Here is an 18,830-nt window from a genome sequence, read left to right on the forward strand (position 1 = left end):
TTTCTGGCTCCGCCCGTTTTTATTCTGAAACGATCTTCAGCAGATCACTTGTCGTCTTCGAGCAGGCGGCCCTGCGTCGAGAAGAACGCATGCGCATAGCTGGCGTCGAGCGAGCGCGAATGCTCCAGCGGGCTGGTGGCCGGACCCGGCTCGTTCGCCGCCATGATGCCGGGCAGCAGGCTGACCGGACGCTCGACCGGGCGCAGCGAGCGGCCCATGCCGGTGCAATAGGATTGTGCGCGGGTCCATGCGATCATGTCTTCGCGCTTTTTGCGCGAGTGGAACGGACCCCAGTCGGCGGCCACGCCGCGCATGTTCTGGCTGACAACGCCGTCACGCGCCACGGTGCGCGCCATGATGCGCAAGCCGCACGCGAGGTTGGCCCGCGGGTTCTTCAGCGCCTCGACGTTGGTGGCTTGGCAGCCGTAAAGGCGCGCGGTCGACGGCAGGATTTGCATCAGGCCGATCCACTTGCCGCCGCCGCCAACTGCGGTGGGACGGAAGGTGCTCTCGTGCTTGACCAGCGACGAGACGAGACCGAGCCAGAATGCCTCGCGCTGCTCGCGCGAGCCGCTTTCATAGGCCGGGCACCACGTGTCGATATCCGCGGGCACCACGTCGGGGAGCGCATTGGCCGGGCCGCGCAGCGACGAAAGCACCGCCAGCGACCATGTGCTGCGACCACCGGAGGTTCCCCAGCGGGCCTTTGGGATGGCCACACGGCGCGCCAGCGGGCGCCGCGACACAGACACCGCCTGAAGCGATTCCGGAGCGTCGGGCATCGCATGGGGCGAGACCCGGGGCATCGTGGGCGCCGCGACCGCGAGCGCGGCCTGAGCGACGGACGAAGGGCCCGTGTTGGCCTGCGCCACCGATCCGATCGATGGCACAATCATGAGCGCCGCAAGGGCTGGAATGAAACGGTTCAGCATGAGGCGAAACTTGCCCATCCCGGACATTTCCGACAACCCTTAGCGCCACCGATGGGCGGCGGATCGCCGATCGCGCCGGGAAATGGTTGAATCTCCGAAGGATTCTTGCCTACAGCGGCCCCGCAACACTCCTTAAATTTCGAACAATTCGCCATTGCGTCAGCGGAGGTCCGCCGCCGTTCCGCCCGAATCCCTCGGCAGTTTTTAGATCATGCGCCATGATCCTTCTCGCCCCAGACACCCTCTCCCGCCGCCCCGGATGCTCGCACGGCTGGGCACTTTGGCAGGGCGCGCGCCGCAGCGGGACGCCGATGCGACGGGCGGCCATTCGGTCTCTGAGGGTATGGCCTCGACTCCGCCGCTGGCGATTGATTTCCCCCTGCGCAGCCCCGCGCCAGAGACGCAGGCGCGGGGCACCTACCGCCAGCAGGCCAGCCGCCTCGCCCGGCAAGAGCGCTGGGACGACCTCACAGAGATGCTGCGCGCCGCCGACCTCGGGCACGAGCGCACCCCCGCTGGCATGCCCGTGGCGCGGCTGCTTTGCGAGGGGGCCTTTGCCGACACGATATCCTGTGCCCGGCGCGCCACCGGCTCAGGTGACAGCGAGGCCGCGCATCGGGTGCTGCGCAATTGGGCCGCCGCCCTTGGCCCGACGGTCGAGGCGCCATGGCGCGCACTGCTGCTCGCCAGCGCGCAGCTAGCGGTCGCGGCGCTTTTCCGCGGGGCGCCGGGGGCCGCGGAGCCCGATGCCGCGCGGTCCGCCGCCGCGCTGGAGCACCTAGAGGCCGCGCTCATGACCCTGCGCCCGCATGATCCGCGCAGGCTGGGCTCGGCAGCGCTGGCGGCGGCGCGCTGCCGCGTGATCGAACTGATGCCCGGCCCCGAAGCGCGGCTCGCCGCCGAATATGAGGCGCTTGTCGCCACCGAGCCCGACTGCCCGGCGCATCTGCGCGCCTATGGGGTCGACCTGTCTCCGGCCCGTTTCGGCTCTTGGCCCGCGCTCGACCGGGCGGCGCGGCGCATGGCCATGCTGACCGCCGCGCATTGGGGCAGCGGGGCCTATGCGTGGATGTGGTGGGATGTGCTTGCACAGCAGCCCGCGGGCTTTGCGCATGTGGAGGCCGAGTATTTCGTCGCCGCGCTGCACGACATCATCGAGGCGCGCCCGGGCCAGCACATGGCCAACAAGCTTGCCGCCTATTGCGGCCTCGCGCTTTCCGGGGACGCGCCGCCCGCTTCGGCGCGCGCCCGGATCACCGGCTGTTTCGACTGGATCGTACAGGACCACCTGCGCGAAGTGCACCCCGAGATCTGGACCGCTGCCCGCCCCCTGCCCGGCTGTGCCGATCCGGCCGCCGCCCTACGGCTTGGCACCAGCCGCGCCCGTTCGGCTTTGGCCGAATATTTCGCCGACGAGGTGGCGCGCGGGCGCAGCGTGATCTTCACCGAAACCGGCATCCGCCTGCAGCCCGCACCGGGCGGCGCCTGCACCCTTGCCCCCTGTCCCGCTCTGGCGTATCCCCGTCGCAACCTGAGAGACGAGGACCCCCCATGCTTGACCTGAGCTTCGAGCCCCCCAAACCCAAGGTCATTGCCGGCGCCAAATACGATTGGGAGTTGGTGATCGGGATGGAGATTCACGCCCAGATTTCCACCGAGGCAAAGCTGTTCTCCGGCGCCTCCACCCAATTCGGTGCCGAGCCGAACTCGAACGTGGCCTTCGTGGACGCGGCAATGCCCGGCATGCTGCCGGTGATCAACGAGTATTGCATCGAGCAGGCCGTGCGCACCGGGCTGGGTCTGAAGGCCGAGATCAACCTGAAATCCGCCTTCGACCGCAAGAACTACTTCTACCCCGACCTGCCGCAGGGCTATCAGATTTCGCAGCTCTACCACCCGCTGGTGGGCGAAGGCGAAGTCATCGTCGACATGGAGCCGGGCATCGCGCGCAAAGTGCGCATCGAGCGCATCCACGTCGAGCAGGACGCGGGCAAGTCGATCCACGACATGGACCCGTCGATGTCCTTCGTCGACCTCAACCGCACCGGCGTGGCGCTGATGGAGATCGTCAGCCGCCCCGACATCCGCGGCCCCGAGGAAGCGGCGGCCTATGTGGTGAAGCTGCGCCAGATCCTGCGCTATCTCGGCACCTGTGATGGCAACATGCAAAACGGCAACCTGCGCGCTGACGTGAACGTCTCGGTCTGCCGTCCCGGCCAATACGAGAAGTATCAGGAAACGCAGGACTTCAGCCACCTCGGCACGCGCTGCGAGATCAAGAACATGAACTCCATGCGCTTTATCCAGCAGGCCATCGACTACGAGGCGAAGCGCCAGATCGCGATCCTCGAAAACGGCGGCTCGGTGGATCAGGAGACCCGTCTTTACGATCCGGACAAGGGCGAGACGCGGTCCATGCGCTCGAAGGAAGAGGCGCATGACTACCGCTACTTCCCCGACCCCGATCTGCTGCCGCTCGAGATCGAGCAGGGCTGGGTGGATGATATCGCCGCCTCGCTGCCGGAACTGCCCGACGAGAAGAAGGCACGTTTCGTCAAGGACTTCGGCCTGTCGGAATACGACGCGGGCGTGCTGACCGCGGAAGTGGTGAACTCGGCCTATTTCGAAGAGGTGGTCACCGCCTGCAACGACGGCAAGCTGGCCGCCAACTGGGTGATCAACGAGCTGTTTGGCCGCCTCAAGAAAGAGGGCCATGACATCACCGAGAGCCCGGTCTCGCCGGCGCAGCTTGCGGGGATCATCGCACTGATCAAAAAGGGCGACATCTCGGGCAAGATCGGCAAGGACGTCTTCGAGATCCTCTACACCGAAGGCGGTGACCCGGCGCAGATCGTCGAGGCAAAGTGCCTCAAGCAGGTCACCGACACCGGCGCGATCGAAACCGCGGTGGACGAGGTGATCGCGGCCAACCCGGCACAGGTCGAAAAGGCCAAGCAGAACCCCAAGCTCGCGGGCTGGTTCGTCGGTCAGGTGATGAAATCCACCGGCGGCAAGGCCAACCCCAAGGCGGTGAACGATATCGTCGCCGCGAAGCTGGGCCTCTGACAGACCCGCTCACTGAGACACGAAAGGCCGCCCGCTTGGGCGGCCTTTTTCTTTGCTGTGCGCCTCGAGCCGCTCAGGCCCCGCCCTCGCGCAGCGCGATGCGCAGCGCGTCAAACTCGGCAACGCCCTCGTCATGGCCATCGGTGAAGCTCGCCACCGTGACGGGGCGCGGCAGATCGGGGAAGTGATACACGGCGTTGACGCTGAACGGCCCGGCGCCCGAATGCCCCGAAGCGCGCCCTGCTGCGCCCACCTCTCCGGTCATCAGCCCAAGGCCATAGCCGCATAGTGTCCAGGGCCGCCCCTCCAGCGCGCCGCCAAGCTCGTGCCGGTCGAGCATCTGCGTCAGGCTTTGCGCTGACAGAAGGCGCCCGTCGAACAGCGCATGCAGGATCAGCGCGGCATCCTCGGCGGTCCCGATGAGGCAGCCGTGGTAGACCCAGCCCGGATGGTAGCGCCGCGCGGCGGGCCAATGAACCTGCGCAAAATCCTCGCGGCTTTCGGCCAGCCTGCAGCCCCGCAGCCCAAGTGGCGCGGCGATCATGTCCCGGATGAGCGCTCCGAACCGCTGCCCCGAGACCGTCTCGATGTGCTGCCGGGCCAGCATGTAGCCGAGGTTGGAATAGGCCCAGCCCTGTCCCGGCGCGAAGCGCACGCCCTGCGCCATGGTGCGGCGAAACAGGGTCTCGGTAGGCCACGGCTCCTCGTCCGCCGCGACCGCGTGGCGGTAGGCGGGCAGCGGGCCGTAATCGGGCAGCCCGCCGCTGTGATCCAGAAGCTGGCGCAGGGTGCAGGGTGCGTCGTTGACCTGCGCGTCGAGATCGAGCTCGCCATCCTCAGCCAGCCTTAGGGCGCAGATCGCCAGAACGGTCTTGGTGAAGCTCCAGTAGGGAAACACGCGCTCCGGCACGCCCTCGCTGCCAGAGCCCTGCGCGGTGATCCAAAACGCATCCATCGTTTCGCCCTCCTTACCCAGTCACCTAGCGCGGGTTGGGCGCATCGCAAGCTCGCCTCAGCCGGTGGCCGCGAGAAGCGCGCGCAACTGGCTGGGGAAGAGTTGCAGGATCATTGTCTCGGTCTTTGCCTCGCCCTCATGCGCCACGTAGACCCGCATGTCGATGGGCTCGTCGTCGCCCTCTTCCAGCGCCGAGAAATCGAGGTCGAACATCGCGCGCCAGTTCTCGGCATCGACCACCTGATAGGCCGCCTCGCCCGAGATCTCGCCGCGCGAGGCACTGACCACCGGCAGGGTTTCGGGGCCGCGCTCGATGCCCTCCATGCCCATGGGCTCGAAATCGCAGACGATCTTGACCGTGTCCGCCGGGCGCGGCTGGCCGGGAATGCCGCCACGTCCGATCCGCACGGCGCGGAAGCGCGCGCTGCGCGGCGGCACCGGGCAATCCTCGAGCCATGTCAGCTGGTACTCGAAGCTGAACGAGCCGCCCGCCACCGCCGCCTCGGAGGGGGTCCAGAAGGCGACGATATTGTCGTGGATCTCGTCGTCGGTGGGCAACTCAATGAGCGTCACCGCGCCCTCGCCCCATCCGGCCTTGGGCGCCACCCATGCCGAGGCGCGGCGCTCGTAGAACACGCCATCATCCTGATATTGCTCGAACTCCCGCTCGCGCTGCATCAGCCCAAAGCCCGCGGGGTCGGTGGTGCCAAAGCTGTTGGCCATCACCCGCGGCGGGTTGCCCAAGGGCCGCCAGATGCGCTCGCCATTGCCCAGATGAATCTCCAGCCCGTCGCTGTCATGCACCTCGGGGCGCCAGTCGGCGGCGATATGGCGGTCGGGCTTGCCGTACCAATACATCGAGGTCAGCGGCGCCAGCCCCAGCCGCTCTACATCGCCGCGCAGGAAGACCTCGGCAGAGACGTCTTGGATTACCCCGTTGTCCCGGCGCGAGGCGATGCGATAGGCGCCCGTGGCGCGCGGGCTTTCCAGCAGCGCATAGGTGGTCAGCGCGCCATCCTCGCCCTGCTCCAGCCAGAAGCGGGTGAAGCGCGGGAACTCTTCGGGGCCATCGGGGATCGCCGTATCCATCGCCAGCCCGCGCACCGACAGGCCGAACTGCCCCGAATAGCCCGCCGTGCGCCAGTAGGACGCGCCGAGGAAGGCCATCCAGTCGAGCCGCTCTTTGGGGTCCTGCACAGCAAAGCCGGCGAAACCTTCGGTCTTTTCCAGCCGGTTGGCCGGGTTGCCGACCGGAATGTCGAAGAGATCGCGCGAGAACGGCACCTCGCGCGCGGTGCCGTTTTCCAGCGCATATACGTGCACCGGCTCGGGGAAATAGCGGCCCGGGAAGAAGAAGCGCACCGGCTGCGCGTTGCCCTGATCGGCCCAAAGCGCCTTTTCCTTGCGGAAGCTGATCGCGCCATGGGCGTCATAGTCGATCTGCTGCAGGATCTCGCGGTCGGGCACCGCCATCGGGGTGAAACTCTCTTTCGCCAGATTGCCCGCCAGTTCCTTCAGCCGCTCGAAGCTGAAGCTCTCGGGCGGCCCCAGCGGGATGCCCGATGCGATGGCGTCGCCCTGTGCGCGGGCCAGTTCCGGCAGGAGGCAAAAGGCCCCCGCACCGAGGGCGGATGCGAGGAAGGCGCGGCGATCGAGAGTGTCATCGGACATAGGAGGCTCCGGAAACTGCATGTCTTTGACCGCTTATTTGGCACTTTTCTGCGCAGCAGCAATTACCCAGCGTCAAGATGGGCGAGGCTTCGCCGATGGCGCCGCCATTTTGCCCGATTGTTCAGCCTGTTGCCAACGCCTCGATATCTCCGGCGATGTCCTCGGCCAGCTGCGCCACACGCGCCTGCGAGTCGGTGCGCTGCGCATAGGCACGCAGGCCAAAAATCTCGGCCTGCAGGCGGCTCGCCAGCCGCTCGGGATCGGCCCCGGCGGGCAGTTGCCCCACCCGCTGCGCATCACGGTAAACCTCGGCGAATGCTGCCTCCATGCGGCGCATCAGATCCTCGGTCTCGGCCCGCAGCCCCGGATCATCGTCGGGCGTTTCCAGCAGCGTTTTGACCAGCATGCAAGCGCGCGACGGAGCCTGCCGCGCCTCGGGACAGCCGAGGCTGCGCACATGCCCCGCCAGCGCCGCAAGCGGCGTCGGGCCGCGCGCCATCATGTCCTGAAACTGCGCCTTCGAGCTTTGCGCATAAAGCCGCAGTGCCTCGGCAAAGAGCGCCTCTTTCGACCCGAAAGCCGCGTAGATCGAGCCCGGCCGCATATCGAGCGCCGCCTCGAGATCCTTCAGGGAGGTGGCGTGATAGCCCTTTGCCCAGAACAGCGCGAGCGCCTTCTCCAGCACCTCTTGCCGGTCATGCCGTGCCTGTCTTGCCATTGCGCGGGCGCGCTCCTTTCCGCTCACTTGAGTGATTGCTCAAAATATATCTTGAGTGATCGCTCAGGTAAAGCTAAGCCTTCCGCAACAATTTGAGCAATCGCTCAAGAATCGGAGGAACCCCCATGACCGACTTCACCATCCACACGCTCGAAAGCGCCCCCGAAGCCAGCCGTCCCTTGCTCGAGGATTCGAACCGCAGCTTTGGCCGGGTGCCCGGTCTGCACGCGGTGATGGCCGAAGCCCCGGCGCTGCTCGACGGCTACAAGCATCTGCACCGGCTCTTTGGCGAGGCCACCAGCTTCGACAAGGATGAGATCACCGTGGTCTGGCAGACGATCAACGTCGAGCATGAGTGCCATTACTGCGTGCCCGCCCACACCGGCATCGCCAAGATGATGAAGGTGGATGACGCGATCACCGAGGCGCTGCGCGACGAGACGCCCCTGCCCAATGCGCGGCTCGAAGCGCTGCGGAACTTCACGCTGCAAATGGTGCGCCAGCGCGGCGATTTGAGCGCGGCGCAGGTCGAGGCGTTTCTGCAGGCAGGCTTCACCCGCCAGCAGATCCTCGAAGTGATCCTTGGCGTGGCGCAGAAGGTGATGTCGAATTACACCAACCACCTCGCCGAGACGCCGGTGGACGCGGTGATGCAAAAATTCGCGTGGGAGAAAAAGGCAGAGGCGGAAGCCTAAACCTTCCTCCTGCGCAAGCAAACGGGCGCGCCAGCTTGGCGCGCCCGATCTCTTTGTCCCCGCCCCAAGACCCCAAGGGGCTCCCCAACGCGCGTCCCTACGAGGCGCCCCATACGCGCGGCGCCTGCCGCGCCAATTGCCCGGCCTCGATGGCGGTGAGCCGTGCCGCCGCCGCCTCGGCGCAGCCCGTTTCCTGCAGCGCCCTGCGCCACGCCCGCAGCGCCGAACGCGGCGACCATGGCAGTGCCGCCGTACACAGCCACGCGCGCAGATCCGGCGGCAGACGGTCAAAGGCCGACATCGGATCGCCCTCGCGGCGGCGATTGGCCGGGGCACCGAGATTTCCTAAATGCTGACGTGCCATGCACAAACCTCATTACGATATGTTATAACGTACCTTATCGCGTGACCCTATGCTCCCGCAAGCCGCCACGGCTTGCACTTCCCCGGCGCTCTGCCTATGGGCGATTAACGCCCCAACGTAAGGATCCCCTCATGCGCCGACCCGGACCCGACCTGCAGAACGTGACGACCGGGGCTATGGTGGCGATCGTCGGGGTGTTCAGTTCCTTCCCCATCGTGCTGCAGGGGCTGATCGCCATGGGGGCGACGCCCGATCAGGCAGGCGCTGGCCTCGCCGCAGCCGCGCTCGCCATGGCCATCGCGGGCATCGTGCTGGCGTGGTGGCGGCGCGAGCCGATCTCCTGTGCATGGTCGACGCCTGCCGTGGCGCTCTTGGCAGCATCGCAGCCGCTGGCTGACGGGTTTCCGGGGGCCGTGGCCGCCTTCATCGTCGCGGGCGGGCTGATCGCGCTCGCCGGGCTCTGGCCCGCGCTGGCGCGGCTGGTGACCTCGGTTCCCACCGCGCTGGCGCAGGCGATGCTTGCCGGTGTTCTGGCGGGTCTTTGCATGGCCCCCTTCCGCGCGCTGGTGGATGCGCCCGAGGTGGCCCTGCCGATCCTGCTCAGCTGGTTCCTCGTCGGTCGCATCAAGCGCATCCTCGCGGTGCCGGCCGCCGTGCTGGCCGCGCTTGGCGTCACCCTTTGGGCGCATGATTTCTCGCTGCCGATGAGCGGGCCGTGGCTGAGCCATCCGGTCTGGGTCACCCCGGTGTTCTCGCTCGAGGCGGTGCTGGGGCTTGGCCTGCCGCTTTTCATCGTCACCATGGCCACGCAGAACATTCCGGCGGTGGCGGTGCTGCGCAGCTTTGGCTACACGCCGCCGCCGGGTCCGCTGTTGGCGGGCGTTGGCGGCATTTCGCTGCTGACCGCTCCCTTCGGCAACCCCGCCACCTGCCTCGCGGCGATCACCGCCAGCATGTGCTCGAACGCCGACAGCCACCCCGACCCCGCGCGGCGCTACTGGTCGGCGGTGATGGCGGGGGTGTTCTATGCCATCTTCGGCCTCTTCGCCGTGGCGGTCACCGCCGTGGCCGCGCTTGCCCCCGCCATGACGCTGCAGGTGCTGGCGGGCGTCGCGCTGCTGCCGGTCTTTGCCACCTCGGCACAGGGCGCGCTGCAGGCCGAGGAAAGCCGCGAGGCCGCCGCCGTGACCTTCCTCGCCACCGCCTCGGGGATCACGCTCTGGGGGCTTGGCGCGGCGGTCTGGGGGCTGGTGCTGGGCGGCATCGTGTTGGCGGTTCGCCTGCCGAAGCGGCGCTGACAGGACGCCTGCGAGAGCCAGCCACACCCCTGAGTTGTAAATGACTTTTCCCTCTGGTCAGGGCTTTTCGCCGCTCTAGCTGGATTGTGTGTTGGTGGACCGTGAGCCGCCCTCTCCGTTCCCAGCATTTATCGGGGTCGCGGGATCAATTTATTCGTTTCGGGCTTTTCCAACCCGAGTTTCATGACGCCGCCGGGATGCAGGGCAACCTGCTCCCGGCAATTTTTTTGCCGCCCCGGCGCGAAGCCCCCGGCCCCCAATGCCGCCTCGAACAAATCCCACTGGCCTTTACTTGCAGGCCCGCGCGCCTTACCCCTTGGGGGAGATTGGTTAACGTTTGTTAAGAGGGATCGAGCCGCGATGATGACCCACGAATACAAGGTGATCCCGGCCCCCACGAAGGGAGAGAAGGCCAAGGCCATCAAAGGTGCCGAGGCGAAATTTGCCGCGGCCATGAGCCGGCTGCTCAACGAGATGGCCGAACAGGGCTGGGAGTACATCCGCGCCGACACCCTGCCGAGCGAAGAACGCAGCGGCCTGACGTCAAGCCAGACCGTCTGGCGCACGGTGCTGGTGTTCTCGCGCCCGGTTCCGGCAGCGCCGCAGAGCGTCGCCGTTCAGCACGAGGCTGCGCCAGATACTGCGCCGGTTGCTGGGATTGGCGGCCCGGTGGTGACCCCCATCACGCCTCCCGCTACGGCAGAGGAGAAGCTGACGCCGGTGCCCGGCAACGACGACCGCGACCCCGACCGCGCCAGCTAAACCCGCCTCAGCCCTGCAGATCCAGCGACAGCGCATGGATCGCCGCCACGAGGTCTTCGCCAAGCGCGGCATGCACGGCGCGGTGGCGCTGGATGCGCGTCATTCCGCCGAGTTCGGCAGCCCGCATCCGCACGTGGAAATGGCTTTCGCCGCCCTCTTGATAGCCACTATGACCCACGTGTTTCTGGCTTTCGTCCAGGACCTCCAGCTCGGCCGGATCGAACGCATCCTGCAACCGGCTCTCGATCAGTTTCGCTCGCGACATTTTTGGCTCCTGCCTCTTCAAGTTCGGTCAGGATTGTCTAAACTCCCTCGTCCGAGTCGAAAAGGTGAGACCATGAGCAGACCCGACCCCTTCGGTTTCGACATGTCGATTAAGTCGGCCAAGAAGAAGAACCCGCGTGGCCGGCGTGGCATGACCGGCGAACAGGAAACCTCCACCCGCGTGTGCGAACACGAGGGCTGTCAGGAGCCGGGCAAGTTCCGCGCTCCGAAGGCACCGGACGTGCTTGATGAATTCTACTGGTTCTGCAAGGACCACGTGCGCGAGTACAATCAGAAATGGTCGTTCTTCGACGGCAAGACCGAAGCCGAGATGAACGCGCAGCAGAGCGCCGACAAGGTGTGGGAGCGCAGGACCAAGGATTACCGCGACCCCGAGCAACGCGCATGGGCGCGGCTTGGCATTGAGGACGCGCATCAGGTGCTGGGCGACAACGCCACCCGCAACCCCGGCCGCAAGGCTCCGGGCGGTGGCCGCCGTCTGCCCCCGACCGAGAAGCGCGCGCTGGAGATCCTCGAGGTCGAGACCGCCGAGACCAAGGCCGAAGTGCGCAAGGCGTACAAGAAGCTGATCAAAGTGCTGCACCCCGACATGAACGGCGGCGATCGCTCTCAGGAAGAGCAGCTGCAGGAAGTCGTCTGGGCGTGGGACCAGATCAAGGAAAGCCGCAACTTCAAGTAAGGCGGCGGCAGTTCCTCAGAACAGCACCCTTCGAAGCCTGCTTCGGAGGGTGTTTTTCTTTGGTGTGACGCCCGCAAAAGTGGCAGCTTGCCGTAACGGAAAGTTTTAACAACTTATTGGTGTGTTTCGTTTGACAATAAGCTTAGGGTTGTGTCACGCTTTAGATGCCAGCGGAATTTACACGCTGGCGCACTGTGGCCCGAGCTCCCTGTCGTGGGCACACACGTACCACCAAAGGGCCTGCATGTCCCTCCCCCGGTCGTGCAGGCCCACTCCTCTCTCCCGATCATCTCAGCCAGCGCGGAAACGCAGCGCAATGCCGTTGATGCAGTGGCGCTTGCCCGTCGGCGGCGGCCCGTCGTCGAACACATGGCCCAGATGCGAGCCGCAGCGGCTACAGTGGCATTCGGTGCGCGTCATGAAGAGCGAGCGGTCACGCTGGGTGCCGATCGCGCCGGGCAGCGCCTCATAGAAGCTGGGCCAGCCGGTGCCGCTGTTGAATTTGGTCTTGGAACTGTAGAGCGGCAGATCGCAGCCCTTGCACAAATAGGTGCCCGCCCGCCGTTCGTTGTTCAGCGGCGAGCTATAGGCCCGCTCGGTCCCGGCCTCGCGCATCACCCGGTATTCGGCATCGCTGAGCCGCGCGCGCCAATCGTCGGCGCTGCGCGACACCTCAAAGCCCGCGCCGGCGCGCCCCGCCTGCCCGACGCCCATTACGGCGGCGAGCACGGCCAGAAATCCCCTGCGTCGCATGGGTCTCCTCCTTCTCCTCCTGCCCCGAAACATGCGCTCCCGGCCCGACCGAGGTCAAGCCGGGAGCAACGCGCCGCCGGGGAGGCGGATACGGAAACGTAGATACTCACACAATTCCGCTCCGCGGCAGCGCGGCCCCCGCCCGGCCGCCCCGCTTTCGCGGTGGGGCTGGCAACCGAACGGGATCTCTTTACATCGCCGGCAGAAGCACCCGGTCGATGACATGGATGACGCCGTTGGACTGGCGCACATCCGCGATTGTGACATTGGCGGTCCGGCCCTGCTCGTCGGTCAGGGTGATCGTGCCGCCCTCCATCTTGGCCTGCAGCGTGCAGCCGCCCACCGTGGGCACCGGATGCATACCGCCGTCATCGGCGATCATTCCGGCGATCGCGTCGGACAGCGCGTTGGTGGCGACCACATGGCAGGTCAGGATCTTGGCCAGTTGCTCTTTGTGTTCATCCATCATCAGCTGCGACAGGCTCTCGTCCGAGATCTTGTCGAAAGCCGCGTCGGTCGGCGCGAAGACGGTGAACGGCCCTGCGGAATTCAGCGTGTCCACCAGTCCGGCCTGTTTCACCGCGGCCACCAGCGTTTCATGATCCGCAGAGTTGACCGCGTTCTCGACAATCGTCTTGTCGGGATACATGGCGGCGCCGCCGACCATCGGGTTCTCGGCGGCGACCGCAGCCCCCGCCAGCGGCAGGGCGATCAGGGCGGCTGCAAAAATCTTACTCGTCATCTCTTTCCTCCTCCTCAAGCCCCTTTTGGTCGGGGTCGGAAGAAGCCACGCAGCAATGCGCGCAAGAGTTTCGGAGTTTCGGATAACGTCGGCGTGAGCCGCCCAAATAGCGTCCCTGTCAGCCGCGCGGCGCCAATTGCCCCAGCGCAATCACCGGCCCCGTGGGCAGCCCGGTGGGAGAGCCGCCCGCGGGCTCTTCGGAGAGGGCGATGGTGGCCCCGGCAAGCTGCACCGCGATCTCTGAGGCGAGCGGAATCTCGGTCAGCCCTTCGCGATCCACCAGACCAATTGACACCGGCGCCTGCTCGGCATCGGACAGCAGCCAGACCTCGAGGCTGCGGTCCGCCGGGTAATCGCCCGCATCGCGCCGCACCATGAAGGTGCCACTGTCGGGCGCGTAATGCGCCAGAAGCTGCAGCCCCTGCTCGCCCGCCACCAGATCGGCATAAAGATGCGGCTCGGGCTCGCCGATGGTCAAAAGACCCGAGACCATCGCCGTCCATGCAATCGCCGCCGCGGCCACCGCCCCTAGCACATAGGGCATCAATTGCCGCCAGAGCCCGCGCGGCGCGGGCTTGGCCGCGCCATAGAGCCGCGCCTCGATCAGGCGGAAGATCTCGGCCCGCGGCGTCTCTTCGGTGATCGGATCGGTGAGCGCGGCGAAATATTCGCGCCAAGTGGCCACGTCCTGCTGCAGGTCGGGATCCCGCGCCAACTGAGTTTCGAAACCGCGCAGCTCGGCCTCGGGCAAAAGCCCGAGGACGTATTCCGCCGCAGAGGCTTCGGCACCTCCCGGCAGATCCTGTTGCTGCGGCCCGGTCATCGGCTCAGGCACTCCCTCAGGCTCATCAGGCTGCGGCGCAGCCATGTTCTTACGGTGTTGAGCTTCACTCCGGTGGCCTCGGAAAGCTCAGCATAGGTTGCGCCCTCGAGATAGGCGCGGCGCACCATCTCGGCGCGATCCGGCGGCAGTTCTCCCATGCACAGGGCCAGCGCCTGCGCCTCGGCCCGCGCCTCGGCCTGCTGGGCCGGACCGGGACCGGGATCGGCCAGACGTTCGTCTATCTCGATGGGCTCGACCGGCTTGCCCGCATCGCGGCGGCGGCGACGGTCGACAGCGGAATTGCGCGCCAGGGTGATCAGCCAAGTCATCGGAGAATACCCGTTGACCCGATACTTGCCGGCATGTGTCCAGATCTTCACGTAGGTGTCCTGCAGCGCCTCTTCAGCTTGCGCCCTGTCCTGCAAGACACGCAGACAGACCCCGAAGAGTTTCGCCGAGGTCCGCTCGTAAAGCGCAGCAAATGCGGCCCGGTCGGCCATCGCCACGCGCGCGATCAGATCCTCGATGTCAGGATGCGGAGAACTCGCCAAGAAACATGCCTGTCTGCTTTTGGTATCCCGGGCAGCCTAATGCGCCGAGTGCCGCCCACGCAAACACTATCGCAGGGCATTTTCATGGCGGTGCGCAAAGCCCGCGCCGCCCCCTTGCCCTTGCCATCGATATGGGGCACGACGGTGCGCAAGTTTTCTTAACGACCGGACAAGGGCAGAACCATGGCGGATGGCACGATCGACATCAATGCGAAACCCACCGAGGAGATTTCGGTCCGCGAGGTGTTCGGCATCGACACCGACATGGTGGTGCACGGCTTCCCCGAGAACAGCGACCGCGTTCCCGACGTCGACAGCACCTATAAGTTCGACCCCGACACCACGCTGGCGATCCTCGCGGGTTTCCGCAACAACCGCCGCGTGATGATTCAGGGCTACCACGGCACCGGCAAGTCGACCCACATCGAACAGGTCGCCGCCCGCCTCAACTGGCCCTGCGTGCGCGTCAACCTCGACAGCCACATCTCCCGGATCGACCTCATCGGCAAGGACGCGATCAAGCTGGTTGACGGCAAGCAGGTCACCCAGTTCCAGGAAGGCATCCTGCCCTGGGCGCTGCGCAACCCCACCGCCATCGTCTTTGACGAATATGACGCGGGCCGCGCCGACGTGATGTTTGTGATCCAGCGCGTGCTGGAGACCGACGGCAAGCTCACCCTTCTGGACCAGAACCAGGTGATCACGCCGCACAAATATTTCCGCATCTTCGCCACCGCCAACACCGTTGGCCTTGGTGATACCACCGGCCTCTATCACGGCACCCAGCAGATCAACCAAGGCCAGATGGACCGCTGGAGCCTCGTGGCGACGCTGAACTACCTCAGCATCGACGCCGAGGTGAACATCGTGCTGAGCAAGGCGCCGCATTACAACAACGAGAAGGGCCGCAAGACCATCCGCCAGATGGTCACCGTGGCCGACTTCACCCGCCGCGCCTTCATGAACGGCGAGCTGTCGACCGTGATGTCGCCGCGTACGGTGATCGCATGGGCCGCCAACGCCGAGATCTTCCGCGACGTGGGCTATGCCTTCCGCCTGTCGTTCCTCAACAAATGCGACGAGCTCGAGCGCCAGACCGTGGCCGAGTTCTACCAGCGCTGCTTTGACGAGGAACTGCCGGAAAGCGCCGCCTCGCTGTCGCTGGCGTAAGGCCGGGCGGCGATCCCGGAGAGCGGGGGCTCTGCCCCCGTCCGCTGCGCGGACTCCCCCGGGATATTTGAGCCAAGAGGAAGTTTCAGGGGCGCGGATCGATCTCGGTCCGCGCCCTTTTGACGAGGGGAGGAGAACATGGGGAAACCTCTGCATATCGGGCTGATCGGCGGCATCGGCGTGGCCGCCACGCTGGTCTATTATCAGCGGCTGACCGCCGCCGTCGCCGCCATGGGCGAGCCGCTGGAATTAACCATCGTGCATGCGGATGTGGCGGAACTGATCCGCAACAATCTTGCCGACGACCGCGCCGCGCAGGCCCACAGCTATGCGCGGCTGCTGCGGCGGCTGGCGGACGCTGGCTGCGATTGCGCCGCGATCACCTCGCTCGGCGGGCATTTCTGCTTTGACGAGACGCGGGCGCTGTCGCCGCTGCCGCTGGTCTCTGCCGTGGCGCCGCTGGACGCGTTCTTTGCCGCCGAGGGGCTGTCGCGCGTCGGGCTTCTGGGCACGCGGGTGGTGATGCGCACGCGGCTCTACGGTCAGCTGGCGCGCACCGAAGCGGTGGCGCTGGACGCCGAGACCGAGATGCTGGGCCAGCGCTATCAGGACATGGCCGTGATGGGGCGTTGCAGCGAGGCCGACCGGCAGCTGTTCTTCGACGCGGGCCGCCGCATGGTCGAGGAACAGGGCGCCGAGGCCATCGTTCTGGCGGGCACCGATCTTGGGCTCGCCTTCGACGGCACGCGCGATCCGGGCTACCGGGTGATTGATGCGCTCGACGTGCATGTGGATCTGCTCGCGCGCCTCGCCACCGGGAGGGACGCGCTGTGAAACCAATCCTTGCGATTCTTCTGCTGAGTGCCGCCCCTGCCCTCGCCCAGCCGACCACCGGCGCGCTTGCCCAAGGCGAGGCCGCCGCCCGTTGCGCCGCGCTCTGGCAGGGCGCCGCGCTGGAGGCCAGCGACCATCCGGCCTTTGCCGGCACTGCGCCGGCCACCGAAGCGCTTGCCGGAGACTTCGCGGCGCAGGCGCGCGCGGCGGGTCTGTCACGCAGCACGCTGCGCGAGGTCATCGTCGAAGATCTGCCCGATGCGCGGCTGCTTTATCGTTCGGTGCTGAAGGGCGATCAGCAGAGCGCCGCGCTTTTCGAGCGCCGCGCCGCCGCCTGTGCCGGGCTGCAGGGCGGCAGCTGACCCTCCGGCTTCGGGGCGCGCGCGAAAGATGCGCGCTCCGCGCGCCTTCCCTCTTGCCAATTCCCCGCTCCGGCGCGAAACCTGTGCCCATGGCACGCGACACCGACAACCCCGCAGATCCGTTCAAGAAGGCGCTGGCCGAGGCCACCAAGGTCATGGCCGACGACCCCGAGCTTTCGGTGAACTATTCCGTCGACCCTTCGGGCGTCTCCGGCGACATCATGCGCCTGCCGCAGGTGTCGCGCCGGATGAGCCGGGACGAGGTGCTGCTGGCACGCGGCACCGCCGACGCGCTGGCGCTCTACCGCCGCTACCACGATGGCGCGACCCACGCTCGCTATGCCCCGCCGGGCGACATCGCGCGCGAGCTTTACGAGGCGATGGAAACCGCCCGCTGCGAGGCCATGGGCGCCCGCGACATGCCCGGCACCGCAGGCAATATCGACGCCAAGATCGGCCATGAGGCGGCGCGCCGCGGCTATGGCCAGATCACTCAAGCCTCGGAGGCGCCGCTGCCGGTCGCCGCGGGCTATCTCATCCGCCATCTCGCCACCGGGCGCGACCTGCCGAAAGATGCCGCCCACGTCATGGAACTGTGGCGCGGCTTCATCGAGGAACAGGCTGGCGGCACGCTCGAAGACCTGCAGGAAACGCTGTCGGATCAGGCGGCCTTTGCCCGCTTCGCCCGCCGTGTGATCACCGATCTCGGCTATGGCGACCAGCTCGGCGAGGATCCCGATCAGCTGGACGATGAGGCCGAGGACGAGGCTGACCCCGGCTCGGACGAAGAGCAGCAGCCCGACAGCACCGGTCAGGACGATCAGGACGACGACGAGGCCGAAGCCTCGCCCGAGCAGTCGCAGGAACAGACGCAGGACCAGAGCCAGGCTCAGGTGTCCGCCGATGAGATGGCCGATCAGGAGCTTGGCGAAGAAGCCGAGATGCCCGAGGGCGAGGCCCCGATGGAGCCCCCCGCCCCGGCGCCGGTCTCCGAGGCCGACCCCGAGTACAAGGTCTTTGATTCCACCCACGACGAGGAAATCCCCGCCGAGGAGTTGGCCGAGGCGCAGGAGCTGGAACGGCTGCGCGCCTATCTCGATCAGCAGCTCGAGCCGCTGAAGGGCGCGGTCTCGCGGCTGGCCAACAAGCTGCAGCGCCGCCTGCAGGCACAGCAGAACCGCTCGTGGGAGTTCGACAAGGAAGAGGGCGTGCTGGATGCGGGCCGCCTCGCCCGCGTCGTCGCCAACCCCACCACGCCGCTGTCGTTCAAGGTCGAGAAGGACATGGAGTTCCGCGACACGGTGGTGACGCTGCTGCTCGACAACTCGGGCTCGATGCGCGGGCGCCCGATCTCCATCGCCGCGATCTGCGCCGACGTGCTGGCGCGCACGCTGGAGCGCTGCTCGGTCAAGGTCGAGATCCTCGGCTTTACCACCCGCGCGTGGAAGGGCGGACTGGCGCGCGAGAAATGGCTCAACGAAGGCCGCGAGCAGCAGCCCGGACGCCTCAACGACCTGCGCCACATCATCTACAAGAGCGCCGACGCGCCATGGCGCCGGGTGCGCGACAACCTCGGGCTGATGATGAAGGAAGGCCTGCTGAAAGAGAACATCGACGGCGAGGCGCTGGAATGGGCGCACCGCCGCATGGCGCATCGCCCCGAGGCCCGCAAGATCCTCATGGTGATCTCCGACGGTGCCCCGGTGGATGATTCCACGCTCTCGGTGAACCCGGCCAATTACCTCGAGAAGCACCTGCGCGACGTGATCGCCATGGTCGAGCGCAAGAAGCAGGTCGAGCTGCTGGCCATCGGTATCGGCCACGACGTGACGCGCTATTACGAGCGCGCGGTGACCATCACCGACGTCGAACAGCTGGCCGGCGCGATGACCGAGCAGCTTGCGGCGCTCTTCGATTCCGACCCGCGCGCCCGGGCGCGCGTTATGGGCATCAAGCGCGCGGGCTGAGCCCGTACCAAGGCCGAGGGGCCAGCCCCTCGGGCTCCCCGGGATATTTACGTCTAGACGAAGATGCGCGCGTGCCGCTTCCTCTTGGTGCAAATATCCCGGGGTGAATTGGCCAGCTGGCGCGCCAGTTTGCGCCATCGGCGCAAGCGCGATGACGACGAGGGGCAGCGCCCCTCATTTCTTTTCCGCACAAGACTTCAGGA

20 protein-coding genes are annotated in these 18,830 nt (G+C 66.7%); 10 read left to right on the top strand and 10 right to left on the bottom strand.

Features of this window, described 5'->3' with window-relative positions; all coding sequences use genetic code 11:
• Positions 1-44: 44 nt before the first annotated feature.
• Positions 45-950 carry a lytic transglycosylase domain-containing protein gene (locus G0A00_RS17100; protein ID WP_224899701.1) on the bottom strand — a complete coding sequence of 302 codons (906 nt, stop codon included), beginning with the start codon at positions 948-950 and terminating at the stop codon, positions 45-47.
• Between the two features lie 241 nt (positions 951-1,191).
• On the opposite strand from G0A00_RS17100, the gene G0A00_RS17105 reads away from it, so the two are divergent.
• Positions 1,192-2,496 (top strand): hypothetical protein, encoded by a 1,305-nt coding sequence (locus tag G0A00_RS17105; RefSeq protein ID WP_164214217.1) that lies wholly within the window; start codon positions 1,192-1,194, stop codon positions 2,494-2,496.
• Complete coding sequence (gatB, locus tag G0A00_RS17110) at positions 2,484-3,998, top strand: Asp-tRNA(Asn)/Glu-tRNA(Gln) amidotransferase subunit GatB (protein ID WP_164183960.1); 1,515 nt, start codon at positions 2,484-2,486, stop codon at positions 3,996-3,998. Before G0A00_RS17105 ends, gatB begins: the two co-directional genes overlap by 13 nt.
• A 73-nt stretch (positions 3,999-4,071) precedes the next feature.
• Here the strand turns inward: gatB and G0A00_RS17115 are convergent, their stop codons facing one another.
• From G0A00_RS17115 to G0A00_RS17125, 3 genes are all read right to left on the bottom strand, one after another.
• Positions 4,072-4,953: a serine hydrolase gene (locus G0A00_RS17115; RefSeq protein ID WP_164183958.1), complete on the bottom strand. Its 882-nt coding sequence runs from the start codon at positions 4,951-4,953 to the stop codon at positions 4,072-4,074.
• A gap of 57 nt (positions 4,954-5,010) precedes the next feature.
• Complete coding sequence (locus G0A00_RS17120; protein ID WP_164183956.1) at positions 5,011-6,624, bottom strand: glucan biosynthesis protein; 1,614 nt, start codon at positions 6,622-6,624, stop codon at positions 5,011-5,013.
• Positions 6,625-6,745: 121 nt separating this feature from the next.
• On the bottom strand, positions 6,746-7,342 hold the full coding sequence (locus G0A00_RS17125) for a TetR/AcrR family transcriptional regulator (protein WP_164183954.1): 597 nt from the start codon (positions 7,340-7,342) through the stop codon (positions 6,746-6,748).
• Between the two features lie 125 nt (positions 7,343-7,467).
• Between G0A00_RS17125 and G0A00_RS17130 the strand changes: the two genes are divergently transcribed.
• Entirely contained in the window at positions 7,468-8,037 is a 570-nt protein-coding gene (locus G0A00_RS17130) for a carboxymuconolactone decarboxylase family protein (protein ID WP_164183952.1), read from the top strand.
• A gap of 97 nt (positions 8,038-8,134) precedes the next feature.
• On the opposite strand, the gene G0A00_RS17135 is transcribed toward G0A00_RS17130, so the two are convergent.
• Complete coding sequence (locus tag G0A00_RS17135) at positions 8,135-8,401, bottom strand: DUF6525 family protein (RefSeq protein WP_164183950.1); 267 nt, start codon at positions 8,399-8,401, stop codon at positions 8,135-8,137.
• A 131-nt stretch (positions 8,402-8,532) separates the two neighbouring features.
• On the opposite strand from G0A00_RS17135, the gene G0A00_RS17140 reads away from it, so the two are divergent.
• Complete coding sequence (locus G0A00_RS17140; protein ID WP_164183948.1) at positions 8,533-9,699, top strand: benzoate/H(+) symporter BenE family transporter; 1,167 nt, start codon at positions 8,533-8,535, stop codon at positions 9,697-9,699.
• Between the two features lie 360 nt (positions 9,700-10,059).
• Positions 10,060-10,461 carry a DUF4177 domain-containing protein gene (locus G0A00_RS17145; protein WP_164183946.1) on the top strand — a complete coding sequence of 134 codons (402 nt, stop codon included), beginning with the start codon at positions 10,060-10,062 and terminating at the stop codon, positions 10,459-10,461.
• A 7-nt stretch (positions 10,462-10,468) separates the two neighbouring features.
• Here the strand turns inward: G0A00_RS17145 and G0A00_RS17150 are convergent, their stop codons facing one another.
• The gene (locus G0A00_RS17150; RefSeq protein WP_066105835.1) at positions 10,469-10,726 is read right to left on the bottom strand and encodes a BolA family transcriptional regulator; all 258 of its coding nucleotides are present in this window, start codon (positions 10,724-10,726) and stop codon (positions 10,469-10,471) included.
• Between the two features lie 72 nt (positions 10,727-10,798).
• On the opposite strand from G0A00_RS17150, the gene G0A00_RS17155 reads away from it, so the two are divergent.
• On the top strand, positions 10,799-11,425 hold the full coding sequence (locus G0A00_RS17155; RefSeq protein ID WP_066105832.1) for a DnaJ domain-containing protein: 627 nt from the start codon (positions 10,799-10,801) through the stop codon (positions 11,423-11,425).
• A 291-nt stretch (positions 11,426-11,716) separates the two neighbouring features.
• Here the strand turns inward: G0A00_RS17155 and msrB are convergent, their stop codons facing one another.
• The 4 genes from msrB to G0A00_RS17175 form a co-directional block, all read right to left on the bottom strand.
• On the bottom strand, positions 11,717-12,178 hold the full coding sequence (msrB, locus tag G0A00_RS17160) for a peptide-methionine (R)-S-oxide reductase MsrB (protein WP_164183944.1): 462 nt from the start codon (positions 12,176-12,178) through the stop codon (positions 11,717-11,719).
• A gap of 190 nt (positions 12,179-12,368) precedes the next feature.
• The gene (locus tag G0A00_RS17165) at positions 12,369-12,920 is read right to left on the bottom strand and encodes a fasciclin domain-containing protein (protein WP_164183942.1); all 552 of its coding nucleotides are present in this window, start codon (positions 12,918-12,920) and stop codon (positions 12,369-12,371) included.
• Positions 12,921-13,038: 118 nt separating this feature from the next.
• The gene (locus G0A00_RS17170; protein WP_164183940.1) at positions 13,039-13,743 is read right to left on the bottom strand and encodes an anti-sigma factor; all 705 of its coding nucleotides are present in this window, start codon (positions 13,741-13,743) and stop codon (positions 13,039-13,041) included.
• On the bottom strand, positions 13,740-14,243 hold the full coding sequence (locus G0A00_RS17175; protein WP_164183974.1) for a sigma-70 family RNA polymerase sigma factor: 504 nt from the start codon (positions 14,241-14,243) through the stop codon (positions 13,740-13,742). Before G0A00_RS17175 ends, G0A00_RS17170 begins: the two co-directional genes overlap by 4 nt.
• A 234-nt stretch (positions 14,244-14,477) precedes the next feature.
• On the opposite strand from G0A00_RS17175, the gene cobS reads away from it, so the two are divergent.
• From cobS to cobT, 4 genes are all read left to right on the top strand, one after another.
• Positions 14,478-15,464: a cobaltochelatase subunit CobS gene (gene cobS / locus G0A00_RS17180; protein ID WP_066105820.1), complete on the top strand. Its 987-nt coding sequence runs from the start codon at positions 14,478-14,480 to the stop codon at positions 15,462-15,464.
• Between the two features lie 150 nt (positions 15,465-15,614).
• On the top strand, positions 15,615-16,298 hold the full coding sequence (locus tag G0A00_RS17185; RefSeq protein WP_164183972.1) for an aspartate/glutamate racemase family protein: 684 nt from the start codon (positions 15,615-15,617) through the stop codon (positions 16,296-16,298).
• On the top strand, positions 16,295-16,660 hold the full coding sequence (locus G0A00_RS17190) for a hypothetical protein (protein ID WP_164183938.1): 366 nt from the start codon (positions 16,295-16,297) through the stop codon (positions 16,658-16,660). Before G0A00_RS17185 ends, G0A00_RS17190 begins: the two co-directional genes overlap by 4 nt.
• An 89-nt stretch (positions 16,661-16,749) precedes the next feature.
• Entirely contained in the window at positions 16,750-18,627 is a 1,878-nt protein-coding gene (cobT, locus tag G0A00_RS17195) for a cobaltochelatase subunit CobT (RefSeq protein WP_164183937.1), read from the top strand.
• The last annotated feature ends 203 nt before the right edge of the window (positions 18,628-18,830 follow it).

The sequence above is a fragment of the Salipiger sp. PrR002 genome, assembly GCF_010500775.1.
Lineage (GTDB): Bacteria > Pseudomonadota > Alphaproteobacteria > Rhodobacterales > Rhodobacteraceae > Salipiger.

Bases quoted from the DNA above. Each gene is read 5' to 3' on its own strand.
- G0A00_RS17115 (WP_164183958.1), bottom strand. From the start codon at position 4,953: ATGGATGCGTTTTGGATCACCGCGCAGGGCTCTGGCAGCGAGGGCGTG.
- G0A00_RS17155 (WP_066105832.1), top strand. From the start codon at position 10,799: ATGAGCAGACCCGACCCCTTCGGTTTCGACATGTCGATTAAGTCGGCC.
- G0A00_RS17105 (WP_164214217.1), top strand. From the start codon at position 1,192: ATGCTCGCACGGCTGGGCACTTTGGCAGGGCGCGCGCCGCAGCGGGAC.
- cobS (WP_066105820.1), top strand. From the start codon at position 14,478: ATGGCGGATGGCACGATCGACATCAATGCGAAACCCACCGAGGAGATT.
- G0A00_RS17135 (WP_164183950.1), bottom strand. From the start codon at position 8,401: ATGGCACGTCAGCATTTAGGAAATCTCGGTGCCCCGGCCAATCGCCGC.
- msrB (WP_164183944.1), bottom strand. From the start codon at position 12,178: ATGCGACGCAGGGGATTTCTGGCCGTGCTCGCCGCCGTAATGGGCGTC.
- G0A00_RS17100 (WP_224899701.1), bottom strand. From the start codon at position 950: ATGGGCAAGTTTCGCCTCATGCTGAACCGTTTCATTCCAGCCCTTGCG.
- gatB (WP_164183960.1), top strand. From the start codon at position 2,484: ATGCTTGACCTGAGCTTCGAGCCCCCCAAACCCAAGGTCATTGCCGGC.
- G0A00_RS17150 (WP_066105835.1), bottom strand. From the start codon at position 10,726: ATGTCGCGAGCGAAACTGATCGAGAGCCGGTTGCAGGATGCGTTCGAT.
- G0A00_RS17170 (WP_164183940.1), bottom strand. From the start codon at position 13,743: ATGACCGGGCCGCAGCAACAGGATCTGCCGGGAGGTGCCGAAGCCTCT.
- cobT (WP_164183937.1), top strand. From the start codon at position 16,750: ATGGCACGCGACACCGACAACCCCGCAGATCCGTTCAAGAAGGCGCTG.
- G0A00_RS17175 (WP_164183974.1), bottom strand. From the start codon at position 14,243: ATGGCCGACCGGGCCGCATTTGCTGCGCTTTACGAGCGGACCTCGGCG.
- G0A00_RS17140 (WP_164183948.1), top strand. From the start codon at position 8,533: ATGCGCCGACCCGGACCCGACCTGCAGAACGTGACGACCGGGGCTATG.
- G0A00_RS17145 (WP_164183946.1), top strand. From the start codon at position 10,060: ATGATGACCCACGAATACAAGGTGATCCCGGCCCCCACGAAGGGAGAG.
- G0A00_RS17165 (WP_164183942.1), bottom strand. From the start codon at position 12,920: ATGACGAGTAAGATTTTTGCAGCCGCCCTGATCGCCCTGCCGCTGGCG.
- G0A00_RS17120 (WP_164183956.1), bottom strand. From the start codon at position 6,624: ATGTCCGATGACACTCTCGATCGCCGCGCCTTCCTCGCATCCGCCCTC.
- G0A00_RS17125 (WP_164183954.1), bottom strand. From the start codon at position 7,342: ATGGCAAGACAGGCACGGCATGACCGGCAAGAGGTGCTGGAGAAGGCG.
- G0A00_RS17130 (WP_164183952.1), top strand. From the start codon at position 7,468: ATGACCGACTTCACCATCCACACGCTCGAAAGCGCCCCCGAAGCCAGC.